At 32.5% G+C, this 20,802-nt stretch carries 18 protein-coding genes and 2 pseudogenes; 13 read left to right on the top strand and 7 right to left on the bottom strand.

What is annotated here, in order from left to right; translation table 11 throughout:
• Window positions 1–275 precede the first annotated feature (275 nt).
• Window positions 276–1,091, top strand: coding sequence for a gamma-glutamyl-gamma-aminobutyrate hydrolase family protein (locus tag B8869_RS09060; RefSeq protein ID WP_084231304.1), 816 nt, complete (start codon window positions 276–278; stop codon window positions 1,089–1,091).
• A gap of 285 nt (window positions 1,092–1,376) precedes the next feature.
• Here B8869_RS09060 and tyrS read toward each other — a convergent pair whose 3' ends face one another.
• Window positions 1,377–2,633 carry a tyrosine--tRNA ligase gene (tyrS, locus tag B8869_RS09055; RefSeq protein WP_084231303.1) on the bottom strand — a complete coding sequence of 419 codons (1,257 nt, stop codon included), beginning with the start codon at window positions 2,631–2,633 and terminating at the stop codon, window positions 1,377–1,379.
• 361 nt (window positions 2,634–2,994) lie between these two features.
• Here tyrS and B8869_RS09050 point away from each other — a divergent pair, with 361 nt between their 5' ends.
• Genes B8869_RS09050 through B8869_RS09040 form a run of 3 tightly spaced genes read left to right on the top strand, consistent with a single transcriptional unit; the run spans window position 2,995 to window position 4,670 of the window.
• Window positions 2,995–3,996, top strand: a complete 1,002-nt coding sequence (locus tag B8869_RS09050; RefSeq protein ID WP_084231302.1) for a glycosyltransferase — start codon at window positions 2,995–2,997, stop codon at window positions 3,994–3,996.
• Window positions 3,983–4,306 carry a holo-ACP synthase gene (gene acpS / locus B8869_RS09045; RefSeq protein ID WP_084231301.1) on the top strand — a complete coding sequence of 108 codons (324 nt, stop codon included), beginning with the start codon at window positions 3,983–3,985 and terminating at the stop codon, window positions 4,304–4,306. Before B8869_RS09050 ends, acpS begins: the two co-directional genes overlap by 14 nt.
• Before the next feature lie 13 nt (window positions 4,307–4,319).
• Window positions 4,320–4,670 carry a type II toxin-antitoxin system PemK/MazF family toxin gene (locus B8869_RS09040; RefSeq protein ID WP_084231300.1) on the top strand — a complete coding sequence of 117 codons (351 nt, stop codon included), beginning with the start codon at window positions 4,320–4,322 and terminating at the stop codon, window positions 4,668–4,670.
• An 80-nt stretch (window positions 4,671–4,750) separates the two neighbouring features.
• Here B8869_RS09040 and B8869_RS09035 read toward each other — a convergent pair.
• Window positions 4,751–5,736, bottom strand: a pseudogene (locus tag B8869_RS09035) (IS30 family transposase).
• A gap of 178 nt (window positions 5,737–5,914) precedes the next feature.
• Between B8869_RS09035 and B8869_RS09030 the strand changes: the two are divergent.
• The 7 genes from B8869_RS09030 to guaA all read left to right on the top strand — a co-directional run bounded on the left by B8869_RS09030 (window position 5,915) and on the right by guaA (window position 15,785).
• On the top strand, window positions 5,915–7,045 hold the full coding sequence (locus tag B8869_RS09030) for an ISL3 family transposase (RefSeq protein WP_234989825.1): 1,131 nt from the start codon (window positions 5,915–5,917) through the stop codon (window positions 7,043–7,045).
• Window positions 7,046–7,394: 349 nt separating this feature from the next.
• On the top strand, window positions 7,395–9,473 hold the full coding sequence (locus B8869_RS09025) for a DUF5693 family protein (RefSeq protein WP_084231298.1): 2,079 nt from the start codon (window positions 7,395–7,397) through the stop codon (window positions 9,471–9,473).
• Window positions 9,451–10,578 carry a polysaccharide pyruvyl transferase CsaB gene (csaB, locus tag B8869_RS09020; protein WP_234989824.1) on the top strand — a complete coding sequence of 376 codons (1,128 nt, stop codon included), beginning with the start codon at window positions 9,451–9,453 and terminating at the stop codon, window positions 10,576–10,578. The genes B8869_RS09025 and csaB overlap by 23 nt, the downstream gene beginning before the upstream one ends.
• Entirely contained in the window at window positions 10,565–11,344 is a 780-nt protein-coding gene (locus B8869_RS09015) for a WecB/TagA/CpsF family glycosyltransferase (RefSeq protein WP_084231297.1), read from the top strand. The genes csaB and B8869_RS09015 overlap by 14 nt, the downstream gene beginning before the upstream one ends.
• A complete protein-coding gene (gene tkt / locus B8869_RS09010) occupies window positions 11,328–13,268 on the top strand; it encodes a transketolase (RefSeq protein ID WP_084231296.1) in 1,941 nt (646 codons plus the stop codon). The genes B8869_RS09015 and tkt overlap by 17 nt, the downstream gene beginning before the upstream one ends.
• Window positions 13,269–13,299: 31 nt before the next feature.
• A complete protein-coding gene (locus B8869_RS09005) occupies window positions 13,300–14,259 on the top strand; it encodes an acyltransferase (RefSeq protein WP_084231295.1) in 960 nt (319 codons plus the stop codon).
• 8 nt (window positions 14,260–14,267) lie between these two features.
• Window positions 14,268–15,785 (top strand): glutamine-hydrolyzing GMP synthase, encoded by a 1,518-nt coding sequence (gene guaA, locus B8869_RS09000; protein ID WP_084231294.1) that lies wholly within the window; start codon window positions 14,268–14,270, stop codon window positions 15,783–15,785.
• A gap of 211 nt (window positions 15,786–15,996) precedes the next feature.
• On the opposite strand, the pseudogene B8869_RS08995 reads toward guaA, so the two are convergent.
• The 3 genes and pseudogenes from B8869_RS08995 to B8869_RS08985 form a co-directional block, all read right to left on the bottom strand.
• Window positions 15,997–16,984 (bottom strand): annotated as a pseudogene (locus tag B8869_RS08995) (IS30 family transposase).
• Between the two features lie 87 nt (window positions 16,985–17,071).
• Complete coding sequence (locus tag B8869_RS08990) at window positions 17,072–17,863, bottom strand: PD-(D/E)XK nuclease family protein (protein ID WP_084231293.1); 792 nt, start codon at window positions 17,861–17,863, stop codon at window positions 17,072–17,074.
• 1 nt (window position 17,864) lies between these two features.
• Window positions 17,865–18,827, bottom strand: coding sequence for an RluA family pseudouridine synthase (locus tag B8869_RS08985; RefSeq protein WP_084231292.1), 963 nt, complete (start codon window positions 18,825–18,827; stop codon window positions 17,865–17,867).
• Between the two features lie 144 nt (window positions 18,828–18,971).
• On the opposite strand from B8869_RS08985, the gene B8869_RS08980 reads away from it, so the two are divergent.
• Complete coding sequence (locus B8869_RS08980; protein ID WP_084231291.1) at window positions 18,972–19,580, top strand: endolytic transglycosylase MltG; 609 nt, start codon at window positions 18,972–18,974, stop codon at window positions 19,578–19,580.
• Between the two features lie 33 nt (window positions 19,581–19,613).
• Here the strand turns inward: B8869_RS08980 and B8869_RS08975 are convergent, their stop codons facing one another.
• Complete coding sequence (locus B8869_RS08975; RefSeq protein WP_084231290.1) at window positions 19,614–19,925, bottom strand: TIGR04076 family protein; 312 nt, start codon at window positions 19,923–19,925, stop codon at window positions 19,614–19,616.
• 13 nt (window positions 19,926–19,938) lie between these two features.
• Entirely contained in the window at window positions 19,939–20,349 is a 411-nt protein-coding gene (locus B8869_RS08970; protein WP_084231289.1) for a peptide deformylase, read from the bottom strand.
• A gap of 142 nt (window positions 20,350–20,491) precedes the next feature.
• Here B8869_RS08970 and B8869_RS08965 point away from each other — a divergent pair, with 142 nt between their 5' ends.
• On the top strand, window positions 20,492–20,671 hold the full coding sequence (locus B8869_RS08965; RefSeq protein ID WP_084231288.1) for a hypothetical protein: 180 nt from the start codon (window positions 20,492–20,494) through the stop codon (window positions 20,669–20,671).
• Window positions 20,672–20,802: the final 131 nt, after the last annotated feature.

Here is a 20,802-nt window from a genome sequence, read left to right as displayed (position 1 = left end):
ATTATTAATATTATATTTTGACTTAAAATTAAGTGAAGATATAAAAGATATTTTCAAAAAAAGTAAATTTTTATTTGAAAATTAGTGTGATTTAAATTTAAATTTCACATGAAGTAAAATGATTTAATAAGATTCAACATAATTGAATTGTAATTCGGATAATAAATATTGTATAAAAAACATATTATAAAGTCGATTTGTGAAAACGTTGCTCGTGGTGTTATAATAAAACTAACAATCAAGAGCGAATAGACTAAATGGAAGGAGCAGACAGTATGAAATTAAGTATAAAAAATATATTGATAGCAATTATGGTTATGAGCATGGGAGCGTTGATGGTTACAGGATGTGCAAAGAAGACAAGTGAAGAAGCAAAACCTAAGATAGGTATTTCTTGGGCAGCTGATGAGATTGATGAAGACACTCAACTTTATGCAGATGCGGTTACAAAAGCAGGTGGAGAACCGGTATTTTTAAAACAATTTACAACTGATGAAGAAGCTAAAAAAGCTATCGAAGAAGTGGATGCAGTTATAGTTACTGGCGGAGATGATTTGAATCCTGTGCTATATAATGAAGAACCAGATCCAAATTTAGAAGATATAAACCCAACAAGAGATACATCAGATGTGGCTCTTATAAATGCATGTTTGGAAGCTGACAAACCAACTTTAGCTACATGCAGAGGTATGCAATTGACAAATATACTATCAGGCGGAACTTTATATCAAGATATTATAACTCAAAGACCTACTGACATAGTACATAGAGACCCTAACAGAGAAGTGTTTGTAAAACATGATGTAACAGTTGCTCCAGACACTCTACTAAGTAAAATGATTGGAAAAGATGGAGTTATAGAAGTTAATTCATGGCACCACCAAGCAATAAAAGACTTGGGAGAAAATTTAGATGTAGTTGCTACGGCAGCTGATGGAACTATAGAAGCTATAGTAAGAAATGACAAGACATATTTTATCGGATTCCAATGGCATCCAGAAGATTTGATTATAAATGACAACAATGAAGATGCATTAAAGATATATCAAGATTTTATTAATCACGTTAGCACAAAGGAAGAAGGTAAATAGAATATGATAGCTCTTGATTGGAATTTTGAATGGTAATTTATAAAGTGAGGAATTTGGAAAGTCATGAATGATTTAAAATTTAAAATCAGCCTTACATCCAGTTTAATTGCTCTTGGCTTTTCACTCTTTGGACATTTTTATAATAAGTTAATCTTCACCAAGATAGCTTTGGTTTTTGTGGCAATATTTCTCATAACTGATTTATATAATTTACTATCCAAGAAAAAATAAATAATTCAAATTAAAACACTCTCTTTACATGGTGATAAAGAGAGTGCTTTTGTTTTATTTAATTCTAATTTGGTGGTAAACTTTCTTACCTTTTTTAATCATCATTCTACCTTCGTCGTCGAAGTTTTCAAGAGTTATAACGGCTTTAGGGTCAGTAACTTTTTTATCGTCAATTGCGATTCCGTTTTGAGTTACAAGTCTTCTAGCTTCTGAGTTAGAGCTTGTAAGTCCTGTTTCATTTAGAAGAGTTAAAAGTCCTTTTCCTTCTTCAAAATCAGCTTTGTCGTATTCTGTGAAAGGAACATTTTCTAAATCAGCTCCGCCGCCGAAAAGTGCTTTTGAAGCTTCTCTTGCTTCTGTTGCAAGTTTTTCTCCGTGTACATCTCTAACTACTTCATAAGCTAATAGGTCTTTTAATTCATTTAATTGAGAGCCTTCATAGCTTTCGTATTTTTCAATTTCTTCCATAGGTAGAAGTGTTAGAAGCTTTAAGAATTTTATAACATCTCTATCGTCTGTATTTCTTAGGTATTGATACATTTCATAAGGAGTTGTCTTTTCAGGGTCAAGCCAAATAGCTCCGCTAACTGTCTTGCCCATCTTAACTCCGGAAGCAGTAGTTAGTAGCTTGAATGTCATTGAATAAACTTTGTCTTCTTCAAGTTTTCTAACAAGTTCATATCCACCAAGCATGTTAGACCATTGGTCGCTACCGCCAAGTTGCAATTTACATCCGTGTTCTCTGTATAGGTGTAGGAAGTCATAACTTTGCATCAACATATATCCGAATTCAAAGAATGTAAGTCCACGTTCCATTCTATTTTTATATGCATCGAAAGTAAGCATTCTGTTTACACTGAAGTGAACTCCGATTTCTCTCATGAAGTTAAGGAAATTTAAATCTAAAAGCCAGTCAGCATTGTTTGTAAAGATTGCTTTTTGGATTCCTTTTTCAGGATCTCCTTCAAAGTCGATAAGTTTAGAAAGTTGAGTTTTGAAACACTCTGCATTGTGGTCAATGTCTTCTTTAGTAAGCAGTTTTCTCATATCTGATTTTCCGGATGGGTCACCTATCATTGTAGTACCGCCACCAAGAAGGGCTATAGGTCTGTGGCCGAATTTTTGCATGTGTTGCATAACTCTGACTTGTAAGAAATGTCCTAAAGTTAGAGAGTCGGCTGTTGCGTCGAATCCGATATAGAAAGTTACGCTTTCTTTTCCAAGTAGTTCTTTTAGTTCTTCTGCATAAGTTGCTTGGTCGATAAATCCACGTTGTTCAAGCAAGTCATATACATTAGTTTTATTTTCCATAATAACCTCCAAAGTATATTTAAGTGTTTAGTTTAAAATTATTGACTAGTGAAATTTAAGTATAGAATTATCCAAAAAATAACATATTTTTCAAATAAATAAAAAAAACTACCTGCTTCTAAAAGGACGCTTTCGTGGTACCACCTTTTTTTGCTTGTAGCCTTATACTGTTTAAGCACAGTCACCTTGGACTCCGGTAGTGTAATTCGGCCTAAGCTTACTGGATACCATCAGTCCATATTTACTTACATATAAATATAGCTTATATAAAATAAATTGTCAATCGCATAAGCATATATCAATAAAATTAGATGTGTTCTAGACAAATATGTGTTAATATTTATAAGGAGGGTTTACTGCAATGAAAGTTCTTTTATATAAAGAAGATTATGATGTTGTGAAGGACTCGGGCATCGGCAAGGCGATTAAGCACCAAGAAACAGCTCTTAAAGAAGCCAGGGTTGATTATACGACAGATGTAAAAGACAACTATGATATAGTACATATTAATACGGTATTTCCAAAGTCCTATAGATTTACTAAGAAATGTAGAGATAGAGGGATACCTGTGGTTTACCATGCACATTCAACAGAAGAGGATTTTAAAAATTCTTTTATGTTTTCAAATCAGTTAGCACCTTTTTTTAAAAAATGGCTTATAAAATGTTATAACAGTTCCGATTTAATACTAACACCTACGCAGTATTCTAAGAATTTACTTGAAAAGTACAATTTAAAAAGTCCAATCGAAGTAATCTCAAATGGAATTGATTTAGACTTTTGGAAGTCAAAACCTGAAGATAGGAATGTTTTTGATGAAAAATATAAGACTTTGGGTAAGAAGGTAATAGTTTCAGTAGGTTTATACATAAAAAGAAAAGGCATTTTGGACTTTGTGGAACTTGCAAAGAGATTGCCTGAGTATGAATTCATTTGGTTTGGATATACAGACCACAGATTACTCCCACCAGAAATAAAAAAAGCAGTAAACTCAAAGCTACCTAATTTACAATTTCCAGGATATGTATCCAGTGATGAACTAAGACTTGCATATAGTGCTTCAGATCTATATTTTTTCCCAACGTATGAAGAGACGGAGGGGATAGTGTTGCTTGAGGCATTGGCTACTAAGGCTGAAGTTTTGATTAGAGATATTGAAATCTATGGAGATTTAAAAGATGGTCTGGAACTTTATAAGGCAGATGGCGTAGATGACTTTGAGATCAAAATTAGAAAGATTCTAGAAGGTGAATTACCGGACACTTCTGAACAAGGTTATAAGTTTGTGGAAGATAAAGACATAAAGAGCGTAGGTATTAAGTTAAGAAAGTTGTATGAGGGGGTACTGAGTGTTAGGAGTTGACTTGGTAAAAATTAAGAGAATAGAAGAACTCCTAGAAAAGTTTGGCGACAAATTTTTAAAAAGAATTTTTACAGAAGAGGAGATTGAGTACATACAAGAAAAACAGTATAGTGCAAACACAGTTGCAGGGATGTATGCTTCTAAGGAGGCTGTTTCAAAAGCCCTCGGCACTGGGATAGGTGAGGTTGGGTTTAGAGATATAAACATTAAGCACATACCTTACCCTGTCGCAGAAGTTGGAGAGAAAGTATTTGAACTTTCAATATCTCATGATGGTGATTATGCAGTGGCTGTATGTATGCTCAAATGATTGAGGATAATTTATGAATATTATTAAGAGAGGAGACATTTTCTACGCAGACCTGTCGCCGGTTATAGGTTCTGAGCAAGGTGGTGTGAGGCCGGTTGTAGTTATACAAAATGACATAGGGAATAAGTATTCTCCAACTACAATAGTTGCAGCTATCACATCTCAATTAAATAAAGCTAAACTCCCCACTCACGTCAATGTAGATGCAAAGGGCGTAGCGTTGCCTAAGAATTCGGTAATACTTCTTGAACAAATTAGAACTATAGATAAAAAACGTCTCCGAGAGAAAATAGGAAAGTTCAATGAAGATGTTATGGGAGAAATAGATAGGGCAATGAGTGTGAGTTTGAGTATTCAAAAATAAATGGCTCTATAATATCTGTTGGGGAGTAAATCTCTAACAGATATTTTTATGCAGACGAATTGTCAAATCAAATGCAACACCTATGGTAAGAGACCAAAAAGTTCTTCTTTAGGTGTTTTATATTTTATACATTTTCTAGGTCTATTATTCATTAAACTTAAGTTATAATTTAATTCATCAATATTCACTTCTGATAAATCCATACCCTTAGGATAAAACTCCCTCAAAAGTCCGTTACTATTTTCATTTGTACCTTTTTGCCATGCACAATAGGGATCACAAAAATAAGTTTTGCATCCTAATTCTTTTTCTATTTTCTCAAATTCTGAAAATTCTTTACCTCTATCAAAGGTTATTGTTTTTACTAATTCTTTTGGATAATCTTTTAATGCATTTATTATTGCTGGTGTTACGCTTTCCGACTTTCTATTTTCAACTAGGATTGCTATATAATATCTAGATTTTCTTTCTGCTAAAGTTACGAAACAACATCTACTTTTCCTTTTATGATCTAATCTGCCTGATTCCACTGTATCTGCTTCCCAGTGGCCTAATTCTTGCCTTCTGTATATCTCTTTAGGTCTTTTCTTAATTGTTCTACCTTTATCATTGAATTTTCCTCTTTTTTCTGCTGGCCTTTTAAATTTAGCTTTTCTTCTCAAATTTTTCATACTAGTTTTTGGCAGCTTTTTGGCGTGTATCATTCTATATATCGTTGATGTAGATGGTAATTCATGAATCTCATTTGTGTTTCTATTTGATATTTGTTCAGGGGACCAATGTTCGTTAATCTTTACAGTTAAATAATCAATAACATCTTTAGAAAATTTACTTTTCTATGGCAGTCTTTTCTTCTATCAATATATTTATCATTTGCCTTTATCGGAAAGTACTTAGTGTAACTTCCCCTACTAACTTTATCTTAGATGTAATTTCTTTTAATTTCTCTAGATATTGTACTAGGTGACCTTTTAAGTGCTTGTGCAATTTTCCTTATACTCATTCCTAAATTTAAAAATTGGTAAATACAAGATCTTTCTTCTATGGTAAGATGGTTATAGCTCATAGTTAATCACTCCTTTTAATATGTTTTGTTTGGTCACTTACATATTAACACAGCTGATTAGCTATGAGTTTATTTATGTTGCACTTGTTATGATAAATTATCTGCAAAAAAATTGCACTTATACGCTTTTAGTCCTAAACTTTAAGTAACCAAAAACAAAGCTTGGAGGTGCATATAAGTGCAAAATAATAATATCATGAATTTGTTTGGTTTTAAAGATGTAGTTTTTGATAGAGTTGATGAGAGTAATAATTTTGTTAATGTTCACGCTTCTGTTTCTAAGATGTCTATTTGTCCTCATTGTGGTTCTAAAAAGATTTGGGTTCATGATCATAGAATTCAAAAGATTAGGGATACTCACATCCGAGGTAAGAAATCTTTGATTTTCTTAAAGAAAACTAGATATGATTGTAAGTCTTGTGGTTCTCGTTTTGAGAGGAATCTTGATTTTATTGCCAAAGGTCATACTATGACCAATAGACTTGTTTTTGCTATTGTTTCTGAGTTTGATGAGGTGTATTCTATATCTTCTATTGCTAATAGGTATAATGTTTCTTCAAACACAGTATTAAGAATTTTAAATTGTTTAAGTGCTTCTAGAGATAGGCTATCAGAAGTATTATGTATAGACGAATTTAAAGGTGATAGTGGTAATAACAGGTATCATACGTCTCTTCTTGATGGATCTAAACACTCTATCATAGATATCTTACCATCAAGAGATAAGAATACATTGTATGGGTACTTTGAAAAGATACCAAACAAAGAAAGAAACGAAGTAAAATTTTTTGTAAGTGATATGTCTAAAACATTTAAATCAGTTAAGAAATCATTCTTTAAAAACGCAATACATATCATAGATAGGTACCACTTCATAAGACAAGTATCCTGGGCATTAGAAAATGTTAGAAAGAGAATACAAAAGGATGTATCATCAAAGCTTAGGAAATATTTTAAAAGAAGTAAGAGTTTAATTACAAAACCTGCCTCTAAGCTAACTTCAGAACAAGCTAATGAAGTATCACTTATGATTGAACTGAACAAGGAATTAAAAGAAGCATACAAGTTAAAAGAATTGTTCTACTGTGTGCCCTGTGGGTACCAGTATGTACTTAGTCAGCCAAACAAAACTAGAGCTAAAAAAGCTTTAAGAGAATGGATAAAAAGAGCAGATGAATCAAAATTAAAAGAATTTAAATCTTGTATCACTTCTTTTAATAACTGGTTTGAAGAAATATGTAATTCATTTGATTACTCTTGGTCAAATGGACCTCTTGAAGGAACTCATACAAAGAATAAAAACAATTAAAAAGAAATTGTTTTGGTATGAGAAATTTTGACTTGTTTAGAAAAAGAATTATGTTTTCATGTAAGTAGAGATTAGGAAAACGGGAAAATTTGCAAAACCCCTAGGGGTTTTATTTGCTATGCTTATTTTTAGTTGTTTTTTGCTATTTTAGTTTTGATATCTTTATTAGCGTCTATGTGCCCATTTTTACATAAAGAAAGAGACTCGAGTTAACGAGTCTCCCCAATATTTGACATAGAGCCAAATAAATACATATTAAAGAGCTTCTCGTAAGAGAGGCCTTTTTTCTGTAAAAATTCAACTATTCATAGTATAATTAGAAATGTAAATTAAATTAAGAGGAGATATTATGCAAAAGCTAAATAAAAAATACATAACATTAGGCCTGATTATGTTGTCTATTGTTTTTTCTATGTATTTTGTCATAGGAAGATATAAGGCAGAAGCTGGATATAAGGGTTATGATGTTGTGGCAGACTACAATCAATTTTCAAAATTATCTTATGAAAATGGTGATTCTCCAATAGAATATTTTAAAGAATTAAAAGAAAATGGAGTAACCACTATCTCAATTAACGAATACAACATTGACTTTATGAGAAAACTTCCAAATTCAAATCTTAGAACGCAGATGATAGGAAAAGATTTGAATGTAAGAGGAAGCTCTAAGGAAATACAATTTATCGTTGATGGTTTATCTACTTTAAAAAATCAAAGAAAAATTAAAAAGATTTCAAATGAAGAAATTTTAATTGAAGGTAGACCTGAAGATTTAGTAGGTAATCATGTTGGAGCTTTTGATTTGGAAGAAAAGCGTATAGGAGATTTAGGATATAAGAGCTCGGTTTTAGAATATGTTGGACTTGGATTTGATAAGTCGCTTATAGATGAACTTAAGGAAGCTGGGCTTACAGTGAACTTAAGACCTGTTTTCTACTCAAGACTTCAAGACCCTAAAAAGACTATGGAGAGATTTATGTCTGCTATTGAAGAATTTAATCCAGAGCAAAACTGGATTGTATTCGCAGGAACCGAATTCTATTCCAATAGAGCAAAAGACGACTCAATAAATGAAGAATTTATTAAACTTCTAAATAAAAATAAGATGGCACTTGGATTGGTCGAAGCATCAAACCAACGTGGACATACAGAACTTAAAGGTGTGGATTCTGTAATTAAGAATGACAAAGTTAGAAAAGTTAGAGCTTTTACGACTTGGGATTATCTACAAGAGAGATATGACTACCGAATTCCGCTACACAGAAACGGAGAAGAGCTTACTAACATATACTACAGAGCAATTTCAGAGAGAAATATTTCAGTAGTGTTTATAGCACCTTATACAAGAGGACATGAAATTATTTCAGAACCTCAAATGTATGGAAATGTACTACAACCTTTAGCTCAAAGAATGGGAGATAAGGGATATACTGCTGGAAAAGTTGAACCAATTGGAACTTGGAACCCAAGCAGACTTTTAAAGATTCCTGTTGCTCTTGGAGTTGTGGCAGCAGGTGTTCTATTGTTAGAAACTGTATTTGGAATACCTGCAATGGCATCTAATATTCTAATGGGACTTGGAGCTTTAGCTGCGTTAGCTTTCTTTGGCGCAGGAATAAAAGAAGGATTTGGAAACTTGCTGTTTAACTTGGCGGCAATAGTTGTCTATCCATCGCTTGCTTTGACCGTGATAATGCAAAATTATATGATGGTTAAAAAGAGAAAGAAGAGAGAAATAAAAACTTTCAAAATATATATCCATGGAATGGCACTTCTTTTGATAGCAATTGCTATAACTATGGTTGGAGCTTTGAATGAAGTATCATTCTTAAGCGGAACAAACTATCTAATGGAACTTGTTGAGTTCAGAGGGGTTAAGATTTCACAAGTCTTGCCAATATTCTTTGCAGTGGCAATCTACGCGGCATATATTGGATTTGGTAGAGAAGAAGAAACTGCTCCTAAGATACAAGTTGGAGAGATAGCAAATATTTTAAAAGCAGATGTTAAATTCTGGCAAGCTGGACTTGCGGGAATGCTTTTGGTGTTGGTGGCACTTTTCTTATTAAGAGGTGGAAATACAAACACAAAAGTACCTGGAATGGAACTTCTTGCGAGAAATTTAATGGAAATATACTTGCCTGTAAGACCGAGAACAAAGGCAATTTTGATGGGATGGCCGGCTGTAATATTTATGATGTATATTGCATATAGAAAAAAAGCTGAAATAATGACTTTCTTATTGATACTTTTAGCTTCAATAGGAATGGCTGATATAGTGAATACTTTCTCTCATATCAGAACACCACTTTACATTTCATTTACAAGAGTGTTTGTACAATATGTGGTTGTCGCTATTATTGCTTTAGTGTTTGTATATATCGCAGAACTTTTAAGAAAGGGGTATGACAAATACATTGGCAAATAAGATTTTGGTATCCGGTTACTACGGCTATAACAACATAGGCGATGAAGCCATATTAAAAGGTCTGGTAGACGGAATATCTGAGATTAGCGATGCAGAGATTGTTGTACTTTCGAAAAATCCGGATTGGACAACTGAAAAATATGGTGTGAAAGCTGTAAATAGGTCCAAGATATCAGACATATTAGTAAATATGAAACGTACAGATATGCTATTGTCTGGAGGGGGTTCGTTACTTCAAGATGTGAGCAGTAGCAAATCAATACTCTATTATCTTGGGATCTTAAAACTTGCTCAACTAATGAAAAAGAAGACTTTTGTATATTCTCAAGGGATTGGGCCGATAAGAAGAACATTTAATAGATTTCTAACTAGAAATATCTTAAATAAAGTAGATTATTTAAATGTAAGAGATGGACAGAGTGAGGCATATCTTAGAGACTTAAACGTCAAGAGAGATGTCCAAGTTACAACTGATACAGTGTTTGGAATAAAGAGACCAAGTTTAGAAAAAGGCAGAGAAGTTTTAGATGGACTTGGAGTTAGAAAAGATGCTGTGAATGTTGGAATGATAGTTATGAACTGGAAGAACTCCGGAGAAAGAACTATTAAAGAGTTTATAAAGACTATAGAGCTTGTAAAGAGCAAAAAAGATGTAAATATAATATTAATTCCTTTCTTTTATCATTTAGACTTGGAAATAGAAACTCAAATTTATGATAAAATAAAGAATGAATATGAAAATATATACTTGGCAGATCACTACCTACATGTGAATGAATATCTATCCTTGATAGGTAATTTAGATATATGCGTTAGCATGAGACTTCATGGGCTTATATTTTCAACACTTATGGGTGTATATCCAATAGGGATTTCATACGACCCTAAGATTGACGGGTTTATGAAAGAGCTTGATAGAGTTCAAAACCATTATGTACAGAATTTCAAATCCGAAGAATTGGCAGAAGAAATTTTGGAGTCTATTGAGAATAGAGAAGCACTAAAAGAAAACATAAGTAGATATTTGCTTAAATTTGTAAAAAAGACCAAAGAGCACAACAAAAAGGTTTTGGAGGTATTAAATACAAAGAATGGAAAAAGTTAGTATATTCGGAGTGGAAGTTTTCAATGTGACATTTGATGAAGCATTTGAAAAAATCAAAGGATTTCTAAAAGAAGACAGATTGCATACTATAATGACTCCAAATACTGAAATTGTAGTAGACGCACGGGACAATCAAAAGATGAGAGATATAATAAATTCAGCTGATTTGGTTGTGGCGGATGGAATAGGCCTTATTTATGGCTCTAAGATGAAAAAATTGCCGCTTAAAGAGCGTGTAACTGGTTTTGACTTATCTATGAAGATGATTGAGCTTTGTAGAGAAGAAGGATATAGTTTGTTCTTACTTGGGACTAAACCTGAAGTAGTTGAACAAGCTTATAAAAATTTAAAACAAGATGAGAAATTGAATATAGTAGGCTACCATCATGGATATTTTAAAGGTGCTCACCTTGGAATGGGAGACCATGAGGAAGAACTTGAAGTAATTGAAAAGATTAATTCATTGAAACCTGATATAATATTTTTGGGAATGGGCTATCCTAAACAAGAGATTTGGATAGAGCATAATAAGGGCAGATTGAATTCAAAAGTTATAATAGGTAATGGCGGGGTTATAGACATACTTGCGGGAGTTAGCAAGAGAGCTCCTGAAATATTTATAAAGCTAAATTTAGAGTGGCTATATAGATTGCTTTCAGACCCAGCTAGAATAAAGAGACAAGTTGCAATACCTAAATTTTTGTATTCTGTAATAAAAGATAAGAATTCTGTAGTAGTAGGAGGAAAAAATGAACATAGAAACTAAAGCTATCAACACCATCAGATTACTTTCGGTAGACCAAATTCAAGCGGCAAATTCAGGACATCCAGGGTTACCACTTGGAGCATCACCAATGGCTTATACAATTTGGAAAAATATGAAACACAATCCAAGTGACCCAAATTGGATAAACAGAGATAGATTTATTCTTTCAGCAGGCCACGGATCAAGTATGCTTTATTCATTACTTCACCTTTTTGGATATGGACTTGAAATTGAAGATTTAAAGAACTTTAGACAACTTTCATCACGTACACCAGGACACCCTGAATATAAACATACAGTTGGTGTAGAAGCGACTACAGGACCATTAGGCCAAGGTATTTCCATGGCAGTTGGTATGGCTATGGCAGAAAAACACATGGCTGCAATCTATAACAAAGACATTGAAGTTATAGACCACAACACATTTGTAATCTGTGGCGATGGAGACTTAATGGAAGGAATTTCAAACGAAGCTTCATCTCTTGCTGGAACACTTAAGCTTTCAAAGCTAATTGTACTATACGATTCAAACGGAATTTCAATAGAAGGTTCAACTGACTTAGCATTTTCAGAAGACGTTGCTTCAAGATACTTAGCACTTGGATGGCAAGTTATTGAAGTTGAAGATGGAAATGATATAGAAGCTATTGCAGCAGCTATAGAACAAGCTAAGAAAGATGAAAGACCATCACTTATAAAAGTAACTACAGAAATAGGATATGGTTCACCAAGAGTTGGAACAAGCAAAGCTCACGGAGAACCTCTAGGAGAAGAAGGCGTTTTAGAAACTAAGAAATTCTTAGAAGCATCTGAAGAAACTTTCTATGTTTCAGACGAAGTTAGAGCTCATTTTGAAGATATCAAAAAAGATCTACACTTTGAATATGAAAAATCAAAGAGAGTAGAAGCTCTATACGCTGAAAAATATCCAGAAGAGTACAAAAAACTTTTAGATTCAATGAACGGAAAATTTGATTTAGAAGTTTTAGAAGATGAAGAGTTATACAAATTTGAAAAAGATATGGCAACTCGTGCATCTTCAGGAGTGGCATTAAACAGAATAGCTGACAAATTTGATTTATTCTTCGGTGGTTCAGCAGACCTTGCGCCATCTAACAAATCAAATATAGATAAAGAAGAAAATTTCAGCGCTAAAAACCCTAAAGGACTTAACATAAACTTTGGAGTTCGTGAACATGCTATGGCAGCAATTGTAAATGGTATTATGTTACACGGCGGATTTAAGTCTTATGGAGCTACTTTCCTTGTGTTTGCAGATTATTTAAAACCTGCAATAAGACTTGCAGCAATCCAAAATTTGGGTTCAGTATTTATTCTTACTCACGACTCAATAGGAGTTGGAGAAGACGGACCAACACACCAACCAATAGAACAACTTGCAATGCTAAGAAGCATTCCAAACCACATTGTATTCAGACCTGCAGACGCAGTAGAAGCAGCAGTGGCATGGTCAGTTGCACTTAACTCAAAATCTACACCAGTATCACTTATTCTTTCAAGACAAACTCTTAAGAACTTAGACGGTTCATCAAAAGATGCAGCTAAGGGAGCTTATGTAGTACAAAGAGAGACAAAAGAACTTAAAAAGATAATAATAGCAACAGGTTCAGAAGTTGAGATAGCAGTAGAAGCAGCAGATGAAGAAACAAGAGTTGTTTCAATGCCATCAAGAGAGCTTTTCGAAGCGCAAACTGAAGAATACAAAGAATCAATAATACCTAATAGAGTTAGAAATAGAGTGGTAGTAGAAGCGGCAAGTTCTTACGGCTGGCATAAATATGCAGGACTTGATGGAAAACTTATAACAATAGATGAATTTGGAACTTCAGCCCCAGGATCAGAAGTGTTTAAGTATTTTGGAATAACTGCAGAAAATGTAAAAAAAGCACTTGAGGAGTTTTAAATAGTCGCCGAAAGGCGACTTTTTTACTAATATGAAGAGAATAATAGAAATAGACTTAGTAAAGGGACTGGCAATATTTTTAGTTTTGATGATACATACTAACATATATATGATGTCAGAAGAACTTATAAACTTTAAAATAATCTACGGAGCGCTATCCAGATGTGCGGTGCCGTTATTTATGATGGCGAGCGGGGCACTACTCTATAGAAGAAAGCCAAGTTTTAAAAAGACATTTAAAATGGTTTTTAAATTAGTTTTTTTAATAATTTTCTTCAATGCAGTCTATAGATATTGGGACGGTTGGTGGATAAACGACACAAACATGGACACCTTGATGAAATTCAATGAAAAATTCCATCTGTACTATATGTATATAGCAGTTGTTTTATTTGCTTCGGCGCCAGTAGTTTATAGAATGGTTTCGAACATGACCAGAAACGAATATAGATTTGCGATATTTTTGTTTTTCTTGGGCTCGATAACAATTCCGTATTTAAAAAGTTTAAAATTAGTAGACAATCCATTCATTTTGACATATAGTTTGTCAATGAGCTATTCAACTGTTGGATATGCAATGATTGGACACTATATATATAAATACAAAGAAGATATTCCGAGAGGATTTGCAGTGTTTGGGGCATTTGCAATATGGTATATGATAGACTTGCTTATGAAAAACCCTACCACTGCGAACTTTGTTACGTATTTTGAGATGGTGAACCCACTTAGTTTTATTTATGCAATTAGCGTATTTTTGTTTGTAGTTAAATCAAAAACGGACACAGACCTAAGTTTGTTGTCTAACTCAACGCTATTTATATACACAACGCACATATTATTTTTGGAATACTTTATTAAAACAGGGCTGACACCAGAAGCTTTTAAAGATTTTGAAGTGATTTATCCAATTATAATGAGTTTAATGATTATAACACTAGAACTTGTGCCGTATAGCATTTATAATATAATTAAGAAAAAGATAAAATAGGAGGAAAAATGATTTTAGTTGTTGATTTTGGAGGACAGTATAACCAACTTATAGCAAGAAGAATAAGAGATCTTAATGTGTACTGTGAAGTAGTTCCATATAACAAGGCTTTAGAAGCTATAAAAGAAAAGAAGCCAAACGGAATAGTTTTTACAGGGGGACCTAATTCAGTTTATGAAGAAGGAGCACCAAGCATAGACAAAGAAATCTTTGAACTTGGAATCCCAGTATTGGGACTTTGCTATGGTATGCAACTTATGAGCCATGTGCTTGGAGGGGAAGTAAAAGCTTCAAGCGAAAGAGAGTTTGGAAAAACTGTTTTAAATATTTCTGATAACAAAATATTTGATGGCATCAAACAAGACTCTACAGTTTGGATGAGCCATGTAGATAAAGTTGTAGCATTACCAGAAGGATTTAAGACAATTGCTAAGACAGATAACACAGAAAATGCTGCAATAGCAAATGAAGAAAAGAAACTTTATGGCTTCCAGTTCCATCCAGAAGTTAACCATTCAGAGTTTGGAACAGAAATGCTAAAGAACTTCATTGTGAATGTAGTTGGTGAAAAACAAGACTGGACAATGGCAAACTATAAAACAACACTTATTTCTTCCATAAGAGAAAAAGTAGGCGACGGTAAAGTTTTACTTGCTCTATCAGGTGGAGTAGATTCATCTGTTGCAGCGGCTCTACTTTCAGAAGCAGTTGGAGAAAACTTGACATGTATTTTAGTTGACCACGGCTTGATGAGAAAGAACGAAGCAGCTGAAGTTGAAGAAGCATTCAAAGATTCAGGAATGCACTTTATAAGAGTGGACGCAGAAGAAAGATTTTTAAAGAGACTTGAAGGCGTTACAGATCCAGAAGACAAGAGAAAGGCAATTGGAGAAGAGTTCATAAGAGTATTTGAAGATGAAGGAAAGAAAATTGGCTCAGTTGACTTCTTAGCGCAAGGTACAATCTATCCGGATATTATTGAATCAGGACTTGGAGATGCAGCTGTAATTAAGAGCCACCACAACGTTGGAGGACTTCCATCAGTTGTAGACTTTAAAGATATAGTAGAACCACTTAGAATGTTATTTAAAGATGAAGTTAGACAATTAGGTAGAGAACTTGGACTTAAAGACTACTTAGTTAATAGACAACCATTCCCAGGACCAGGACTTGGAATAAGAGTAATCGGAGAAATAACAAAAGAAAAATTGGATTTATTAAGAGATGCAGATGCAATATTTAGAGAAGAAATTGCAAAAGCAGGACTTGATACAGAAATCAACCAATACTTCGCAGTGCTTACAAATAACAGAACTGTAGGAGTTATGGGAGACTTCAGAACTTATGACTACACACTTGCTCTTAGAGCAGTAAAGACTACAGATTTCATGACAGCAGATTGGTCAAGAATTCCTTACGATGTTTTAGACAAAGTGTCAGTTAGAATAGTAAATGAAGTTAAAAATATAAATAGAATAGTGTACGATATAACAAGCAAACCACCAGCAACTATTGAATGGGAATAATCGCAAAATTTTCTAAAATGGCTTAATTACAGGCTATAAAGAGAATGAAAAATGGCTACTGGTACTCAAATGGTACTGGAAGCTAAAAAGAATAAACTAAATAATAGTTCCAAGTGGTTTACATTTGGACAAAAAATAAGACCGTAGTTTTAAGCTGCGGTCTTTTTGTATACATATTTTTATTGACGAATTGTCAAATCAAATGCAACACCTATGGTAAGAGACCAAAAAGTTCTTCTTTAGGTGTTTTATATTTTATACATTTTCTAGGTCTATTATTCATTAAACTTAAGTTATAATTTAATTCATCAATATTCACTTCTGATAAATCCATACCCTTAGGATAAAACTCCCTCAAAAGTCCGTTACTATTTTCATTTGTACCTTTTTGCCATGCACAATAGGGATCACAAAAATAAGTTTTGCATCCTAATTCTTTTTCTATTTTCTCAAATTCTGAAAATTCTTTACCTCTATCAAAGGTTATTGTTTTTACTAATTCTTTTGGATAATCTTTTAATGCATTTATTATTGCTGGTGTTACGCTTTCCGACTTTCTATTTTCAACTAGGATTGCTATATAATATCTAGATTTTCTTTCTGCTAAAGTTACGAAACAACATCTACTTTTCCTTTTATGATCTAATCTGCCTGATTCCACTGTATCTGCTTCCCAGTGGCCTAATTCTTGCCTTCTGTATATCTCTTTAGGTCTTTTCTTAATTGTTCTACCTTTATCATTGAATTTTCCTCTTTTTTCTGCTGGCCTTTTAAATTTAGCTTTTCTTCTCAAATTTTTCATACTAGTTTTTGGCAGTCTTTTTGGCGTGTATCATTCTATATATCGTTGATGTAGATGGTAATTCATGAATCTCATTTGTGTTTCTATTTGATATTTGTTCAGGGGACCAATGTTCGTTAATCTTTACAGTTAAATAATCAATAACATCTTTAGAAAATTTACTTTTTCTATGGCAGTCTTTTCTTCTATCAATATATTTATCATTTGCCTTTATCGGAAAGTACTTAGTGTAACTTCCCCTACTAACTTTTATCTTAGATGAATTTCTTTTAATTTCTCTAGATATTGTACTAGGTGACCTTTTAAGTGCTTGTGCAATTTTCCTTATACTCATTCCTAAATTTAAAAATTGGTAAATACAAGATCTTTCTTCTATGGTAAGATGGTTATAGCTCATAGTTAATCACTCCTTTTAATATGTTTTGTTTGGTCACTTACATATTAACACAGCTGATTAGCTATGAGTTTATTTATGTTGCACTTGTTATGATAAATTATCTATAAATTTAAATAGCTTTATACCTTCCTCATCATGTTTAACATCTGAGAAATTCAATCTATTTTCATTTTTAAGAAAATCTAAAACGTCGTTCACCGTTCTTTCGGCATTATCTTTGAATATCTCAAACCCTATTTTTTCTAAATTATCTACTAACTTATTCGCATAATTAATATCTTTTAGAAGATATGGCACGTTAAAAATCACATCATTAAATTTTGCGACACTCTCTATAAATCTTATATCTGCTTTTTTCACAGAATAAAATCCATCAAAAATTACAAGTCCCATATCTGATTTTAAATTAGTTACATCAGCCAAATCAGTATACTTAGACTTGCTCAAAAAACTTTCATATTTTTGATATACTTCGCCAATTTCTCTAAGAAAATCTTTTTTAGAATTTTTAAAAACTTCAGAACCAACTAAACTCTCTCTGCCAAGAGTTACTATAGTAGAAATGCTGTTAGCCATTCCATTATTTGAATTTATAAATTTAAAATCACCACTGTTTAAAATTCTCTTTATAACATACTTTTTTAAACTTCTATCCAAAACTTTTTTATTAGTTGATTTTTTTCTAATAGAATCCAACCCAACAAAATCTAAATTTGAAATTCCACCCAATTGCCTTACGTACTTTTCTCTGTATTGATAAGCTGCGTTTTTTGTCGGCAATACATAGGTCACTTTTCCACCAGATTTTATTGCATCTAAAACCTGATTCTCTACAAAATTATTTACATCTCCAAAACTTGAAAATATAACTTTTTTCATATCAATCTCCAAAAATATCTTTTACTATCTTGCTTTCTTTTTCCGGTAAATCAACTTCAAATATTTTACCTTTTAGATAACTTAAATCTCCTTCTAAATTCCCAAATACAATTTTGTTGTTGTGCAGGAACTGTGATTTGTATCCATATTTCTCTAAAAACTTTCTATTTATACGCTCATTTCCATATTTTATGTCTCCAACAATTGGAAATCCTTTAGACTTTAGAACTGTTCTTATCTGGTGAGTTCTACCTGTTATAAGCTTTACAGAAAGAAGTGAATACTCCTCCGATTTAACTACACTAAATTCAGTTATAGAATCTTTGCCCTCTGTTTTAGATACTCTCACCTTATTATTTTTTTCATCTTTTACCAGTTTGCTGACATCTTTAAAATCAGCTTTCACCTCTCCGTACACTAGAGTCGTGTAGAATTTATCAACATTGTGCTTCTTTATAGCATCATTTATAATTCTCAAACTATTGGCATTTTTAGCCCCGATTATTATTCCTGAAGTGTTTCTATCAAGTCTATTACAAATTGCCGGTCTAAATGAATTTTCCACTCGCGGAACATATTCTCCTCTGGCAATTAAATAATCCACCATCATATCAACCATATTCTTTTCAAATGCTTTTGAATCATTATGCGACAAAATCCCAGCCGGTTTGTTCATTAGAATTATATTTTCATCTTCGTAAATTACTATCGGATAGTTTTTACCACGTCTTAATTCTTTTTCTCCCGTTTGGAATTTTTTGATAGTATCATCACTTAGAAAAAGATCTATCTTATCTCCTTCGCTTAAAATAAATTCCGGCACAACTTTTTTCTTATTTACAACTATGTTCTTTTTTCTCAAATTTTTGTATATAAAAGATAAATTAGCTTTTTCAAAATATTTTTTTAAAAATCTATCTATTCTCTGCCCTGCGTCATTCTTATTTATTAAAATAGTTTGCATATTTCCACCCTCTGTATATTTCTGTTATAATGATAACATAAATATTTTAGAAAAGAGGATTAATTCAAATTGGGAATATTCAGAAATTTAACAGATTTTTTTCATAAAGTGTTACGATTCATAGCATTAATTCTAATACTATGTATGTTAATTTTAATTATAAAATGGAGATATGATGCACTTTATATAGAAAGCACCACTCGTAGCAATGCAAGCTTTTCTATATTTGACGAAGTAAAAAAAATTAAAAATGATTTAATTGCCACAAAAAATGGCGAGCCAATAGAGTCTCCAATCCCTGTTGTGGTAGATGATAAAAAAGATATGGTTACCGTGAACATTTCAGAAAATGAATCTGTTGAATCTATAGCAAACTCCCTATTGGAAAAAGATTTGATAAAAGATGTTGAGGCTTTTAAAGTCATGGTAAATGATATGGGCCTTTACAACTCTTTTGTGAGTGGAACTTATTCCTTTAAGAAAGATACTAAAGTTCTAGATACACTTATGCAGCTGACAAACTCAACGTATAGAGAATATGATTTTGAAATAGTAGAAGGAGAGAACTATCAAGTAGTTGGCAAAAAACTTTTAAATATTGGAGCTATAAAATCAGAAGAAGCTTTTGAACAACAATGCAAAAGCTTGGGTGTAGAAAATAGTTTCAAACCTGGTAAATATACAATAGCAACTCCTTCAAAAGTAGTTAGAATAATAGAAAAATTAACAGGTCAAACTTTAGAACCAAAATAAAACCAGCCCTCCAGCTGGTTTTTATTTATTAAATTATATTTCTTCATCCAAAGCTTCTATTAAAAAACTCACCGGTCTAAATCCATCATTACAAGAAATCATGGCAGACTTTTCATTTTTCATCCAACCACTGTAGATATTTTTACCACCATGAGCTAAGGTCATTACAAACGCAGACATACTCTGCCAAGCACTTTCACACATTCCATCAGGTTTCTCCCATCCATTTGCTATAAAAACTTGTCCCTCTTTCATATCACATGCATTTTCAATTGGGTTCTCATACTTTTCCATCAAGTCCTTATGTTTCGTAACCTTTACAACCGTAATTCTACACTTGTTCATAACAACTCCTCTTCTATATTAAAATTCCGTTCAAATGATCCATCTCATGTTGAATTGTCTGAGCAATAAATCCATTGTATTTTTGAACTCTCTTTTTAAAATTTACATCTTCATACTCAACTTCTATTTCGTCATATCTCAATGTACTTCTCACTCCGTCAAGAGATAGACAACCTTCTTCCGTATTGTACGGTTTTGATTTTGTCTTTATAACTGGATTCACCATCACAACGTCTATAATACCCATAGAAACTATTATGATATTCTTTTTATAACCTATCATATTGGCCGCCATACCAACGCATCTATCGCTATTAGCCTTTAAAGTATCTTTTAAATCCTCTATTATCTGAACATCTTCTTTAGTTGCCCTTTCAGATTTTTGTCTTAAAAACAAAGTGTCCCTAACTATTTTTCTAATCATAAAACCTCATATCCCTTTCCTTAGTACTTTAAATATTAATACAAAGTGGCTGAAAGTTAAATCTTTTTATCTTTCAATACACCTCACTCACTCTTGCCTATTACTTTTTGAGTTATATAATGTTTACAAAGAGGTGTTTATCATGAAAGCTATTCCCTTTGATTATTGGAAATATGATACTAACGAAGTTTACAAGTCTATAATAAAACCTTATTTAATTTGCAGTAGTAAATTTGAAATACGTTGTTTTGCAGATGAAGAATATGCTATATCTCAAGCACTATATTTTGGAAAAATGAAAAATCTGAATTTGAAACTATAATTGTCGGTGACGTCAGCAAAGAATTTATAGAATTCATTTTAAATCTACCCAAACCTATCCAAACTGATGATACATATAATAAAATGGTGCCTTTCTTTTCAATTTTTTTAGACTCTAATTTTTCATCTGAA

Origin of the sequence: Peptoniphilus asaccharolyticus DSM 20463 (assembly GCF_900176115.1) — a bacterium.
Lineage (GTDB): Bacteria > Bacillota > Clostridia > Tissierellales > Peptoniphilaceae > Peptoniphilus > Peptoniphilus asaccharolyticus.
Note: the sequence above shows the minus strand (reverse complement) of the source record. Positions and strands in the feature narration are given on the sequence as shown.

What these genes read in the sequence shown, in the direction of transcription:
- B8869_RS09060 (WP_084231304.1), top strand. Translation starts at nt 276, where the DNA reads ATGAAATTAAGTATAAAAAATATATTGATAGCAATTATGGTTATGAGC.
- tyrS (WP_084231303.1), bottom strand. Translation starts at nt 2,633, where the DNA reads ATGGAAAATAAAACTAATGTATATGACTTGCTTGAACAACGTGGATTT.
- B8869_RS09050 (WP_084231302.1), top strand. Translation starts at nt 2,995, where the DNA reads ATGAAAGTTCTTTTATATAAAGAAGATTATGATGTTGTGAAGGACTCG.
- B8869_RS09040 (WP_084231300.1), top strand. Translation starts at nt 4,320, where the DNA reads ATGAATATTATTAAGAGAGGAGACATTTTCTACGCAGACCTGTCGCCG.
- B8869_RS09025 (WP_084231298.1), top strand. Translation starts at nt 7,395, where the DNA reads ATGCAAAAGCTAAATAAAAAATACATAACATTAGGCCTGATTATGTTG.
- csaB (WP_234989824.1), top strand. Translation starts at nt 9,451, where the DNA reads ATGACAAATACATTGGCAAATAAGATTTTGGTATCCGGTTACTACGGC.
- B8869_RS09015 (WP_084231297.1), top strand. Translation starts at nt 10,565, where the DNA reads ATGGAAAAAGTTAGTATATTCGGAGTGGAAGTTTTCAATGTGACATTT.
- tkt (WP_084231296.1), top strand. Translation starts at nt 11,328, where the DNA reads ATGAACATAGAAACTAAAGCTATCAACACCATCAGATTACTTTCGGTA.
- B8869_RS09005 (WP_084231295.1), top strand. Translation starts at nt 13,300, where the DNA reads ATGAAGAGAATAATAGAAATAGACTTAGTAAAGGGACTGGCAATATTT.
- guaA (WP_084231294.1), top strand. Translation starts at nt 14,268, where the DNA reads ATGATTTTAGTTGTTGATTTTGGAGGACAGTATAACCAACTTATAGCA.
- B8869_RS08990 (WP_084231293.1), bottom strand. Translation starts at nt 17,863, where the DNA reads ATGAAAAAAGTTATATTTTCAAGTTTTGGAGATGTAAATAATTTTGTA.
- B8869_RS08985 (WP_084231292.1), bottom strand. Translation starts at nt 18,827, where the DNA reads ATGCAAACTATTTTAATAAATAAGAATGACGCAGGGCAGAGAATAGAT.
- B8869_RS08980 (WP_084231291.1), top strand. Translation starts at nt 18,972, where the DNA reads ATGTTAATTTTAATTATAAAATGGAGATATGATGCACTTTATATAGAA.
- B8869_RS08975 (WP_084231290.1), bottom strand. Translation starts at nt 19,925, where the DNA reads ATGAACAAGTGTAGAATTACGGTTGTAAAGGTTACGAAACATAAGGAC.
- B8869_RS08970 (WP_084231289.1), bottom strand. Translation starts at nt 20,349, where the DNA reads ATGATTAGAAAAATAGTTAGGGACACTTTGTTTTTAAGACAAAAATCT.
- B8869_RS08965 (WP_084231288.1), top strand. Translation starts at nt 20,492, where the DNA reads ATGAAAGCTATTCCCTTTGATTATTGGAAATATGATACTAACGAAGTT.